At 64.8% G+C, this 11870-nt stretch carries 14 protein-coding genes and 3 pseudogenes; 5 read left to right on the top strand and 12 right to left on the bottom strand.

The window, feature by feature from the left end:
• From AUC71_RS19640 to AUC71_RS12100, 4 genes and pseudogenes are all read left to right on the top strand, one after another.
• A pseudogene (locus AUC71_RS19640) lies at positions 1-945 on the top strand (hypothetical protein); the annotation flags it as partial.
• Positions 942-2042, top strand: coding sequence for a hypothetical protein (locus AUC71_RS18790; RefSeq protein WP_141701657.1), 1101 nt, complete (start codon positions 942-944; stop codon positions 2040-2042). The pseudogene AUC71_RS19640 and the gene AUC71_RS18790, both read left to right, overlap by 4 nt.
• Positions 1943-2863 carry a hypothetical protein gene (locus AUC71_RS20355; RefSeq protein ID WP_204376715.1) on the top strand — a complete coding sequence of 307 codons (921 nt, stop codon included), beginning with the start codon at positions 1943-1945 and terminating at the stop codon, positions 2861-2863. Before AUC71_RS18790 ends, AUC71_RS20355 begins: the two co-directional genes overlap by 100 nt.
• Positions 2864-2983: 120 nt before the next feature.
• Entirely contained in the window at positions 2984-3397 is a 414-nt protein-coding gene (locus tag AUC71_RS12100) for a phasin family protein (RefSeq protein ID WP_069624468.1), read from the top strand.
• 12 nt (positions 3398-3409) lie between these two features.
• Here the strand turns inward: AUC71_RS12100 and AUC71_RS20350 are convergent, their stop codons facing one another.
• The 12 genes and pseudogenes from AUC71_RS20350 to AUC71_RS12045 form a co-directional block, all read right to left on the bottom strand.
• Positions 3410-3775: a cupin domain-containing protein gene (locus tag AUC71_RS20350; protein ID WP_069624467.1), complete on the bottom strand. Its 366-nt coding sequence runs from the start codon at positions 3773-3775 to the stop codon at positions 3410-3412.
• A 2-nt stretch (positions 3776-3777) separates the two neighbouring features.
• Positions 3778-4779: an urea transporter gene (locus tag AUC71_RS12090; protein WP_069624466.1), complete on the bottom strand. Its 1002-nt coding sequence runs from the start codon at positions 4777-4779 to the stop codon at positions 3778-3780.
• A gap of 57 nt (positions 4780-4836) precedes the next feature.
• Complete coding sequence (locus AUC71_RS12085) at positions 4837-5544, bottom strand: cysteine hydrolase family protein (RefSeq protein ID WP_069624472.1); 708 nt, start codon at positions 5542-5544, stop codon at positions 4837-4839.
• Positions 5545-5677: 133 nt separating this feature from the next.
• Positions 5678-6735: pseudogene (locus AUC71_RS12080) on the bottom strand (zinc-binding metallopeptidase family protein).
• Positions 6736-6743: 8 nt separating this feature from the next.
• Complete coding sequence (locus tag AUC71_RS12075) at positions 6744-7283, bottom strand: CreA family protein (protein WP_244500936.1); 540 nt, start codon at positions 7281-7283, stop codon at positions 6744-6746.
• Between the two features lie 114 nt (positions 7284-7397).
• The gene (locus AUC71_RS12070) at positions 7398-7655 is read right to left on the bottom strand and encodes a hypothetical protein (RefSeq protein WP_069624464.1); all 258 of its coding nucleotides are present in this window, start codon (positions 7653-7655) and stop codon (positions 7398-7400) included.
• Positions 7656-7663: 8 nt separating this feature from the next.
• A complete protein-coding gene (locus AUC71_RS12065) occupies positions 7664-7969 on the bottom strand; it encodes an ElaB/YgaM/YqjD family protein (RefSeq protein ID WP_069624463.1) in 306 nt (101 codons plus the stop codon).
• 97 nt (positions 7970-8066) lie between these two features.
• Positions 8067-8270 carry a hypothetical protein gene (locus tag AUC71_RS12060; RefSeq protein WP_141701656.1) on the bottom strand — a complete coding sequence of 68 codons (204 nt, stop codon included), beginning with the start codon at positions 8268-8270 and terminating at the stop codon, positions 8067-8069.
• A gap of 53 nt (positions 8271-8323) precedes the next feature.
• Positions 8324-8473, bottom strand: coding sequence for a hypothetical protein (locus AUC71_RS19635; protein WP_158007825.1), 150 nt, complete (start codon positions 8471-8473; stop codon positions 8324-8326).
• The gene (locus AUC71_RS19630; RefSeq protein ID WP_069624461.1) at positions 8470-8649 is read right to left on the bottom strand and encodes a hypothetical protein; all 180 of its coding nucleotides are present in this window, start codon (positions 8647-8649) and stop codon (positions 8470-8472) included. Before AUC71_RS19630 ends, AUC71_RS19635 begins: the two co-directional genes overlap by 4 nt.
• Positions 8607-10301 (bottom strand): transglycosylase domain-containing protein, encoded by a 1695-nt coding sequence (locus AUC71_RS12050; RefSeq protein ID WP_083238323.1) that lies wholly within the window; start codon positions 10299-10301, stop codon positions 8607-8609. Before AUC71_RS12050 ends, AUC71_RS19630 begins: the two co-directional genes overlap by 43 nt.
• 30 nt (positions 10302-10331) lie before the next feature.
• A complete protein-coding gene (locus tag AUC71_RS12045; RefSeq protein ID WP_069624459.1) occupies positions 10332-10691 on the bottom strand; it encodes an SH3 domain-containing protein in 360 nt (119 codons plus the stop codon).
• 413 nt (positions 10692-11104) lie between these two features.
• Between AUC71_RS12045 and AUC71_RS12035 the strand changes: the two are divergent.
• Positions 11105-11870 (top strand): annotated as a pseudogene (locus AUC71_RS12035) (lytic murein transglycosylase); the annotation flags it as partial.

Raw genomic sequence — 11870 nt, 5'->3', positions numbered from 1 at the left:
GCGTTCTTGCGCAACTTCTGTCATCGCCGCGAGGCGTCCGGCTGGAAGAGCGACAAGCACATGCGCGACACGGGCCCGTTCATCGGCATGTTCCACAACGGCCAGTGGACCGGACAGTATCAAGGCACCCATGCGCCGGCCGTCGTCTGGTACTCGCCCGACATGATCGACTGGATGAAGGCGAACCGCGCGGAAGGCGACGAGGAGAGGACCGAGACGCCGGTGCCCGACGGCGCCATCATGGTCAAGGAGATGTTCCCGCCGCCCACGTCCCACTGCAAGGACGCGGACCTCGTGCATCTGTTCCCCGAGAACGGCGGCGCCATCATGGTGCGCGCCAGCAAGGAATCCCGCGACGGCTGGTTCTGGGGCTGGTTCGGCTGGGGCGAAGGCGACTGGGCGCCGACCTGGCCGGCGACCTCGGCGCACGGCTACCCCAATACCGGCTTCGGGCTTTACTGCACCAACTGTCATTCATCCGCGCGCGACAACCAGACCTTCGCGTCTTTGCGCAACGTCAAGGGCGAGCCCGGCGAACCGCTGGTGTTCTTGAACCAGGACTTCTTCCTGGAGGATCACTTCCAGAATGACGGGACGCGCCTCGGCCAGCGTCTTGGCCAGCGTCGCGGTGCGCCGCCGCCGCAGCCGAAATTCGAAACGCTTCACGAAGAGGTCGCGACGGATGGCGACGACGTGGAGACGGCCGTCACCAACTTCAACCGGCGCCTGCGCAGCCGCAAGGATTACAGCGGCGACTTCGCCGAGATCTTCCAGCTCTTGAGCGGCGCGCCCAAGCCTGAAGGCGAGCCGCCCACCATGCCGTCGGAGACTTACGACCATGTGTGGTTCCCGGCCGGCGAGCCAGTGCGACATCGCGCTTCGTCACGTCCGACCAATGTCTCGGCTGTCACAGCGCCGGCGGCACCGGCCTCCAGTTCCACATGACCGAGCAAGGGCCGGAGCCGAAGCTCACCAACATCTCGCCTTACGGGACCTGGCGGAAGTCGCCCATGGGCCTTGCGGGGCGCGATCCCATCTTCTTTGCGCAGCTCGCCAGCGAGATCGAGACCTTTCACCCGGAGTCCAAATCCCTCATCGAGGACACCTGTATGAGCTGTCACGCGGTGCAAGGACACCGCCAGCACGCCATTGATAATTTTGCGGAGTCCGGCGCCTGCACGCCGCTTGCTCGCTCCGCACTCGATGCGGTGCCCTACCCCGCCGACAACCCGACCGCGCATCTGGCGAAATACGCGGCGCTCGGCCGCGACGGCGTGGCTTGCTCGACCTGCCACAGCATGGTGCTCGGCAAGGACGCATCGCAGAAGGTCGCGGACGGCGCGCAGAACGCCTGCGTCGCGGAGCGCCAGAAGGTCCTCAACCCGGGCCTGACCGGCCTCGCCAAGACCTTCACCGGCAACTTTCTGGTGGCGGAGCCGGCCGACCTCTACGGCCCCTTCGAGGACCCGAAGAAAAAACCCATGGAAGCCGCCACCGGCATGGAAGTCGCGCACAGCACCCACGTGAAGAGCTCGGAGATCTGCGCGAGCTGCCACACGGTGCATCTGCCCGTGCTCCACCGCGGCAAGATCGTCGGCCACACCTACGAGCAGGCGACCTATCCGGAATGGGCCTTCTCCGCCTATCGCACCGGCGAGACGGTGGACGGCGTCCTGCCGGGCGCAAAGGCGCCAAGGCGCAGTCCTGCCAGGATTGCCACATGCCCAAGAAGGACGCGAAGGGCACGCCCTATCGCAGCAAGATCGCCAGCATCCAGGAATACTCATCCTTCCCGCAGGCCGAGTTCACACTGCCTCCCGAGGACATCGATCTCGAACCTAGAGACGGCTTCGCCAAGCACACGCTGGTGGGGCTCAACCTGTTCCTCACCAAGATGGCCCAGCAATTCCCCGACGTGCTCGGCATTCGCACCGAGGACCCGATGCTGCCGTCGCGCCGGGGCGTCGATCCGCTCGTCGCCACCGAGCGCGCGATGCTGGAGCAAGCGGCGAACACCGCCGATATCGGCGTGGCCGAGGTGACGCGCGAAGACGGCACGCTCGCCGCCAAAGTGACCGTGCGCAACAAGGCCGGCCATAAATTCCCCTCCGGCGTCGCCTTCCGGCGCGCTTTCGTCGCCTTCGAGGTGCGCGACAAGCTTGGGCAGGTGCTGTGGGCCTCGGGCCGCACCAACAGCACCGGGGTGATCGTGGATGAGAACGGCGAGCCGGTCGCGGGCGAGCTGTGGTGGACGCAAGACTGCAAGTCGCGCATCGACCCGGCGGCGCGCGCGCACCAGCCGCATTATCAGGTCATCACCAAGCAATCCCAGGCGCAGATCTACCAGGAGATGGCGGCGAGCCCTGCCGACGTGGAGAGCCCCGCCTGCGGCGCGCACGCAAAGCCCGAAGGCCCGCTCACCTCGAGCTTCCTCTCCATCTGCGCCAAGGTGAAGGACAACCGTCTGCTGCCCCACGGCTTCCTGCCGCTGACAGCGCGCACCGAGATCGCGAGCGCGCTCGGCGCCAATGCGGAGCTCGCCGAGGACGTGGCGCCGGTGGGCACGGACGGCGACCCGGACTACGCCGAGGAGAACGAGAGCGAGGGCGAGGACGTCCTGCTCTATCAGGTCCCCCTCGATGAGATCGGCGGCGAGCCCGCCGAGATCCGCGCCACGCTCTACTACCAGGCCATCCCGCCCTTCTTCCTCCAGGACCGCTTTTGCACGGCCAAGGGCCTCGACACACAGCGGCTCTATTATCTCGCCGGCAAGCTCGACACCGCCGGCGGCCCGATCCAGAGCTGGAAGCTGAAAGTGGGCCAAACCGCCAAAATCGCCGTTCCCGAGGCAAGCGTTCCTTAAGGCCGCTCCCATAGAAGGACCCCGGCCATGGTGTTCAGCAGGAAAAATGCTGTAATCTAGAGCAACTACCCAAGCGGGCTGAGAGCGGCCCGCCACCAAAGCCGGGCTTAAGGGGACCGTATGACAGAGAAGCAGATGTTCGAGATTCCGACGGAGATGCGCGACTTCGCCGAGAAGAACGTGGAGCAGGCGCGTGTGGCCTACGGCCAGTTCATGGAGTTCATGAGCCAGGCCATGAATGCCTGGTCGTCCTCCGGCGGACCGGAAGCCGGCAACTTCAAGGCGATCCAGGATCGTGCCATCGCCTTCGCCAAGGAGAACGCCGAGCGGTCTTTCTCGCTCGCCAGCGACCTCGCCAAGGCCAAGGACATGCAGGAAGTCGTGACGCTTCAGAGCCGCTACGTGCAGACCCAGATGCAGACCTTCGGCATCCAGGCTCAGCAGCTCTCCTGGCTGATGGCCGACGCCTTCCGCAACATGCAGAACAAGGCGCCCAAGGGTTGGGACCCCAAGGACTGGACGCCCAAGTCCTAAAGAGCTGCCGCGTCAGTCGGCGTCGACAAACCGCACGGCCTTTTCATAGATCAGCAGGGCCACGCATCCTCCGACGCTTCCTGGCGAGTGCTTGGTGCCGGGCGGGTTGATGACGAAGCTTCCCGCCGGGTACGACCCGCGCTCATCATATTCATCGCCCTCGATGACGAGCATGTGCTCGTATCCCACATGTTCGTGGACCGCGACGCGCGCGCCGGGCTCGTAACGCAGAAGCACCGCCGCCCCGCCGCCATCCGGCTCACGATAAAACCAATGGGCCGTCACGCCTGGCCGGAACGGCTGCCAGTCCTCGCCGCGCAAGCTGCGCACATAGTCCTGAAGATTGGGAAGGCTCAGCGATGTGGGAAGCGCAAGCATGATCAGTCTCCGTTAGTCGCCGGAATGACCGTGCGCCGGCCGCGCCGACGCGTGAGGGTGGGAGTGGGCATGGTCTTGGACGTGGGCTGTTGCGCGACGTCGAACCAGGTGTCTTCCAGCCAGCCCAGGCCGAGCATCAGCCAGGTCGTGAAGAAGAACGGTGCGGAGAGGGTCTGGACCCCGAGATCGGCGATCGCGGGTGTCATGATCGTGGCAAGCAGCGCGCCGAGGATGGCAAGCCGAAGCTTGCCGCCGCAAAGCACAAACACCCCGACGGCGGTGAGGACGCCATTGAAGCCGTACAGACCGAGATTGACGCTACCGGCGTCGACGTCGCGGTAATAGTAGGACACGGCCGTGCCGATCACTGCGCCGATCACGGCGAGCACGGCATGGCGCCAGTTGCTGACAAGGACACCGATCACGAACAACACGCCCGACAGGATGCTGGGTGAGAACAGCGCCTGACCGAGGCTGAGCAACACAGCCCTCAGAGGATGAAACGTGTCGGGCGCGAGGACACCGAACTTGATCGGCCGCAGGACCTCAAGATCGGGCGCCAGCGCGTATAGCGTCCAGAACACGATCAGGAACGGTAAGACCAGGGTCGGAAATGGCAAGATCGCAAGGCATACCCGGACCAACACGATGGTGATGGCGACGCAAACGACGAGCACCACCCACATGCCGAGATTGGTCCAGCCGGTTTCGAAGAATGCAGGCAAGGCAAGCGCGATGAGGCAAGGATTGAGACCGGTAAGCCCCGTCGAAAGAACCGCGCCTTTGTCGCCCATCAACATGCGACCGGCCGGCGCCATGATGCCGGCCACCAGCAAATAGCCGAAGGCGATCGGCGACGCGACCAGCACGGCCACCAAGAAGAACACGCCGGTGAGCTCGTTGCTTTGAAAGCAGAGCTGCGAGCAGCCCCGCAGCACGAGCCGCCAGTACGGAACATGGCCCGCCTCGATGGGCGGGAAGACGGTGTCGACGAGTGGCTTCATTCACAGAATCTCGTCGGCCCCAGACGCCTGTTTAAAGCGCTGGGGACGATCACTCTGCTAGGCAGCGAAAGAGGTGGCTGAACGAACCTGCCCAGGCTGCTCCTTCGCCAATAGATCCAATAAGGCATCGGATTTGCCGGTCCAGCCAACAATGCCGCCCTGCGCCACCAGCGCCCGCAGCGTGACCTCCTTGAACTCGGGGAAGTAGCTGTCGGTACCGTCCTCGATCAGGATGCAATCGTAGCCTCGGTCGTTGGCGCAACGCATGGTCGTTTGTACGCAGACCTCGGTCGTCACGCCTGTGATCACCAAATGCGTAATCTTCCGAAGCTTCATGTAGTCGTCGAATTCGGTGTTGTAGAACGTGTCCTTGCCGGGCTTCGAGATCACGAGCTCCCACTCGGCCGGATAGCACTCGGGGATGAAATCCGAACCCGGCTCGCCGTCGATCAGGATGCGCCCCATCGGTCCCTTGTCGCCGATCTTCAGTTTGGGGTTGCCGCGGTTCCGCTTGGCGGTCGGCAGATCGGAGAGATCCGGCTTGTGGCATTCCTTGGTGTGGATGATCGGCAGCTCGGCCTTGCGAAAGGCTTCCTGGAGCTTGGCGATGACCGGGATGCAGGGCTGAAGATTCTTGATGTTGTCGCCGAGCGACTCTGCGAATCCGCCGGGCTGACAAAAATCTTTCTGCATGTCGATGCAGACCAGAGCGACATGGTCGAAACTGAAGTCGTAGTGAAATGGCTTCGCGTCAATGATCGGCATGTCGTTCCCACTCCCGTTGTTGAGAACCGATGGCTCGACGATCGTCGCAACCATGGAATGCGAAGTCTTGACCGCAACGACTTAAGATTGATTTTAAAAAACCCGGAGCATTAAGCGGATTGGCCCGTCGAGACTAAGCGGCCTGCCGGCCCTCCGCTTGGGCGCGCACCAGCCGGTGGACGAAGCCGAGCTTCTCCACCACGGCCGCGTGCAGGACCTCCGGCACGACGTCGATCAGGCCCATCTCGCGGTTAAGCTCGTTGAGCACGAGCCCCAGCCGCCGATACTGGCCGACCATGCCGCTGAGATTGTCGAAATCCACCGCGCCGATCAGGCTCATGTTGGAGGCGGTGTCGAGCACGCTGGTGATGTCGAGATAAAGCGCGAAGGTCTCCGCCCAATCCTCCCAAGGATGCATGGTGGCGTAGGCGCTGACGAAGCGGTCGCGCCAATCGAGCGGCGGTCCATTCGCGTAGTGACGCTGGAGCGCCTCGCCGTAAGGCGGGTTCTGGTGGTCGCCGAACACGCGCTTGAAGTCATCCTCGCAGCGACCGCGCACCAGCAAGTCCCAGAAATAATGGCCGATCTCGTGGCGGAAATGCCCGATCAGGGTGCGGTGGCTTCGCCCATATCCACACGCAGCTTTTCGCGCTCCACGCTGTCCGCCTCGCGGATATTGATGGTGATCTTGCCGTCGGCGTGGCCCGTATAGACGCGCTCGCCGGCGCCCATCCAGCGCCACACGCCCTCCGAGGGGATGGTATCCGCCTTGAAGTCGAAGGCGAGCGGCGGGTCGAACCCCTCGTCCGCCGAACCGTACGGCAAACCCAGAAAGTCGAGCGTATAGAGCAGCCGGCGCTTCGCCGCCTCGAGCTCCGCCCAGCGCTCGCGGTTTCCCGGGACCGACAGGTCGGGGATGGTGCGGTTGAAGCGGCAGGCGTCGCACAGTCCGCCATTGGCGGGCGGCGCCGGAAGACAACGGTTGCACACATGCTCAAACGCGTAGTTCGTGCATTTGACGACCGTGGCCCCGCACCCCGGCATTGGCGCATCGATAGGTGCCGTCGCCCAGCGACTCGAGCGCGGCGATGGCGCGACAGGAGGGGCACCGCCCACTTCCCGGAAGCAGTTCTCGCAAGCCACGTTCTCGAAGAACAGCGTCTGCCCGCAGATGCAAGAGAAGGTCCGCATTGCTGCCCCTACTCCGCCGATGGCGCCGGCTGACCCGGCTCCGCCGGCTGGGCTAATCGGGCCGGCTCCTCCGGCCATGGCAGGATCGGCACGGCGCTTACCGCGTTCGCCGGCGAGCCGTCGATGATCTTGGAGCTGATCGCGAGATAGACGAGCGCGTTCCGCTTCAGGTCGGGAATGCGGTAGATGCGCGTCTTCTTGAAAAAGATGCTGGTCTTCTCGGTGAAGGCCTCTTCCCGCTCCGGCAGACTCTTCAAGTCCACGGAGATCGGGCCCATCTGCCGGCAGGTCACCGAAAAGTTGGAGGGGTCCTCGTTGAGCCCGAGCGGCTGACCCCAGCCGCCTTTGCGCGCCTGGCTGATATAGCAGGTGACCCCCGGCACTTTCGGATCGTCGAACTCGCTGATGCACACCTTGTCGTTTGGCGACAGGATGCGCAGGGTCGTCGAGACGCATTCGAAATCCTCGGCCTGCGCGAGGCCGGGCGCCGCGACAGCCGCGATCCACGCCGCGAGCATGAATCCGCAAGCCCTGAAAACGATTTGCATTTCGGCCGGCCTCTCGGTGAAGGGGTGACGGCGCGCTGACTCAACGCGCGCAATAAAGGTAAGGTTCGCTTCGCCAAAGAACCAGAGGGGCACGACGACGCGCGGCAGGCAAGGTTATCGGGTCAGCCGCCGCTTGTTGGCGCGGACGCGCGTGCGATAGCCGCGCACGACTTTTTCGGCGGAGCCCCCGGTGGCCACGGTCATTGCCGCGTCCACGAGGGCCGCGCTCTTCTCGGTCACCATTCGGGTGGCCTCGGCCTGGGCCAGCGCGCCGCCACGGGCGAGCCTCATAGCGCGCAAGGACATGACGACCTGTGCCTCCTGCCAAGCTTGCGCCGAGGTGAAGGCCAGCTTCATCCACGCCGCCAGCATGGCCGGCGCTAACGCCGCGCTGTCGTCAGCGCACCGAACAGGAAGCCGATGCCGAGCGCGATGCCGATGGCTGCGAGCGGGTTACGTCTCACCGCGGCATGCGCTTCGTCATACGCGTCGACGGCCATGTCCTGCGCGTCGGCGGCCATCGTCTGAGCCCTGTCTTGGGCCTTGGCGAACTGCGCTCCGGCCTTGTCGGAGAATCGTTCGGCGGCATCGCCGGCGTCCTCGGCCATCGATCTGGCTGTGTCGGCGGCTTGGCGAGCGGCCGGCGAGTTGGCGGCGTTGCGGAACGTGTCTTGGGGTGTCGGCATCTTTTTGTCCTCCTGATACGCGGGGCGGCAAAAGGCGGCACCGGCCCTAATCAACGTCCGGCTTCGCGGTCTGTTCCGTAAAACGGCAAGGAGAACGTTAATCGTCGCAGAGGGAGACGAACTCAAGCCCCTGCTCGGTGCAGATGGCGAACGCCTCGTCCTCGCTGTCGGCCTCGATAAGGACCAGCAAGGGCCCTTCCAGCGCGCAGAAGGTGACGCGCCGCTTGGGCGCGGTCCGCGCCGACACGCGGACGACGCTCACGCTCATGCGCTCGGTCGCAAGCCTGGATCGATCTGCCATGACCGGAATCATGCCTGATTCGCAAAAGTTTGACTCGCGTTTTTGAGAGCGACCTAGCGGAACAGACCGCCGAACAGGCCGCGGCGCTCGCGCCGGGGACGGCGGTCCCGGAAGAGGTCGAAGTCTTCCGCGCGCCTCACATTGCGGCGTTTGCGATTGTTGCCGCCATCGCCGCCCGAGAAGGCGCTCTTGGCGATCTTCACCTTGCGCTGGCGCGTCTCGGCCTGGAAGGCGCGATCTGTTGAGGCTTCTTCTCGAAGCCCTTATCGGTCTCGATCGCCTCGCGCATGAAGGTGACCCAGATCTCCGCGGGCAGGCTGCCGCCGGTCACCCGCTTCATCGGCTTGAAGTCGTCATTGCCGACCCACACGCCGACCACGAGATTGCCGGCGAAGCCGATGAACCAGGCGTCGCGATAATCCTGGCTGGTGCCCGTCTTGCCATAGGCGCGAATGGGCAGCCGCGCCCGCCGCCCGGTGCCGCTCTCCACCGTCCCGCGCAGAAGCGTCTGGAGTTCTTTTTGCTCGTTGAGCCGCCAGCGGCCTGCGCCCCGCGGCGGGGCGCCGTTAGCATCCGCCTCCTCGAATCCGGTGATCGCCCAGGCTTCACCGGATATGCGCCGGCATCGACCGCGGCGAAAGCGCTCGTCATTTCGAGGAGCGTGACTTCGAAAGAGCCGAGCGCCAGACTCGGCCGCGCCTCCAACGGCGTCGAAATGCCGAGGTCGCGCGCCGCCCTGATCACGGGCTTGCGCCGCATGGCCTCGGATAATTGCACCGAGACCGTATTGAGGGACGAGGCGAAGGCGCGGCTCATGGGCATGGCGCCGCGGTAGCGGTGACCGAAGTTCTTCGGTTCATAGCTGCCGATGCGGACCGGCTGATCGACGACCGTGCTGTTGGGCGTGAGCCCGGCGCGCAACGCCGCGAGATAGACGAACAGCTTGAACGAGGAGCCCGGCTGCCTTTGGGCCTGCACCGCGCGGTTGAACTGGCTCTGGTCGTGGTCCGTCCCTCCGACCATGGCGAGCACCCGCCCGTCGGGTCGCATCACCACCATGGCCGCCTGGGAGACGTTCCGCGCCTTGCCCTCCTTGGCGAGGACCTTCTCCACGGCCTCATCGGCCAGCCGCTGGAGCGCGGGATCGAACGCGGTGTAGACCGGCAAGGGAGAGTAATCGCCGGTGCGTGGCAGCTCGATCGTGCGGGAAACCCAGTCGGCATAATAGCCGCCCGCGGAGTTCTCGGTCTTGATTTCGGGCAGGACCGGGGCAAGGTCCTTTCGGGCTTCAGGCGAGAGCTTTCGCGTGTCGACCATGGCATCGAGCACGTCACTCCCGCGCTGCCGGGCGGCCTCGGGATCGCGATTGAGCGCAGTCGGAGACTTCAGAAGGGCCACGAGGTAGGCCGATTGGGGGATCGTGAGGTCCGGCACCGTGGTGCCGAAATACTGTTTGGCGGCGGCGCGCAGGCCGTAGCAGCCTTGACCAAAATAGGCGCTGCTCAAATAGCGCTCGAGGATCTCGTCCTTGCTGAGCCGAAGCTCGAGCGACAGCGCGAGCCAAGCTTCCTTCCGCTTGCGCTCCATCGTGCGGTCGCTCGACAGCAGCGAGTACTTCGCCAGCTGCTGGGTGATGGTGCTGCCGCCTTGCACGATACGGCCCGCCGCGCGGTTCTCCATCGCGGCCCGGGCCAGACCGATCGGGTCGATGCCGAGATGGTAGTAGAAGCGCCGGTCCTCCATCGACAGCAGCGCGTCGATGAAATGCTGCGGAACCTCGTCGAGCGAGACCGGCTCGGCCACGCATCCGCCGCGCCGCGCGAACGGCTTGCCGTCATTGGTGTGAAGCACAAGCGTCCGCTGGCTCGCCGGCTCGAGCGCCGTAAGCGAATAATCCTCGACCGGTGCCGTGAGGAGCAGATAAGGCACGGCGATCAGGCCGCTGGTCACGAGGAAGCCCGTGAGCAGGACCGACACCGCGGCGGTGCCGCGCCGTCCGGCTCTCCTCATGCTCCTCGGAATAGGCATCATGGCGCCCTCTGGTGAAAAGCCAAAGCGGCGCTAACGGATCGTCGTTTCGGCGGCCTCGGCACGGCGCGACGCAGGCGCAATGCTTTTGACATACGCGTCGAAGACCCAGCCGGTCTCACCCGAGTCCGGCTCGGACACCTCGACCCACTGGCCCTCGCGCGATTCGACGCGAAGCTTTGTGCCGGCAAGCTGCACCCTGATAACGGCGTTAGCGCTGGAGGGACCTTGGCGCATGTTGACCGCATCAACAACCTCGACCCAGCTTTGGCGCTCCTCCGCCTCCCGGGCGACCCGTTGGGGATCCGAGCCGAGCAGAGCCGACTGCGGACGCGCCTTGGTGGCGCGGACAGAGGCGATGGTCTCGGTCTCGGAGGCGGAGGGCGAAGGCACGGGGGCAAAGCTCTCGCCTGCAAGCGATAACCCCAACACGCAGACACCGCCAGCGGTGACCAGCAGGAGCCTGAAACGGCCGAATATTTCGTGATTGGGTGCACGGGTTCTGTCTTATGACGCCAGCATTGTTCTGTCCTCACAAGGTCAACTCGTGGGTTAAGAGACTGTTCCCCGGCGAGACCCGGCGAAGCCCCGGCCTAAGCCAATTGCCAAGGCCTGAATCCTCAAGGTAAAAATGCTTCGTGGGGAGAAGCGACGCGAGCTTCGAGGGACAGGGCAGAGTCGTGGCGCAAACTGCGTGCCGATTTCTGGCCTGGGTCGATCGGGGCGGACATCCGAGGAAACACTCAAGGATGGCGGTTCGGCGCTGCGCGATCAGCCCGGGCCTCCCTGAAAGACGGAAGGCCCAGATGACGCACAAACGACTGATGGCGCTCGCAGGCGCTTTGCTCTTCTTGTCCGCCGCCCCGGCCCTGGCGGCCCCGTGCGGCAACAATTCCGCCGGCTTCGAGCAGTGGAAGCGGCAATTCGCGCAAGAGGCCAAGGCAACGGTATCGGCCAGCGCGGCATCAATGCCCTGATGAGCACCGGCTATGCGGCCGGCACCATCCGGGCCGATCGTGGGCAGAAAAGCTTCAAGCTCTCTCTGGATCAATTCATGAAAAAGCGCGGCGCCGCGACCATCGCCTCCCAAGGCAGAGGCAAGAAACGATCCAACGCCGCGCTGTTCAACGCCATCGAGCGGCAATACGGCGTGCCGGCCGGTCCCTTGATCGCCATCTGGGGCATGGAGACCGCCTTTGGACGCTATATGGGCAATCAGCACACGCTCTCCGCTGTCGCCACGCTCGCTTATGACTGCCGGCGCCCGGAATTTTTCACGGGCACCTTTACGCGGCGCTTCAGCTCATCGACCGCGGCGCTTTGAACCCCGCGCAGCGCGGCGCCATGCATGGCGAGGTGGGTCAGACACAGTTCCTGCCGAAATCCATTTTGCTGTATGCGGTGGACGGCGACGGCAACGGCCGCGTCGACCTCAATTCCACCGCCGACGCGCTCGCCTCCACGGCGAACTTCCTGCGCGGCCACGGCTGGCAGCCCGGCGCCGGCTATCAGCCGGGCCAGCCCAACTTCGCGGCCATCCAGGGCTGGAACGCCGCGGGAGTCTATCAGCAG

It is taken from the genome of Methyloceanibacter marginalis (assembly GCF_001723295.1).
GTDB classification, from domain to species: Bacteria; Pseudomonadota; Alphaproteobacteria; order Rhizobiales; family Methyloligellaceae; genus Methyloceanibacter; species Methyloceanibacter marginalis.
The sequence above is the reverse complement of the archived record's forward strand: the minus strand, read 5'-3'. Positions and strand labels throughout refer to the sequence as shown.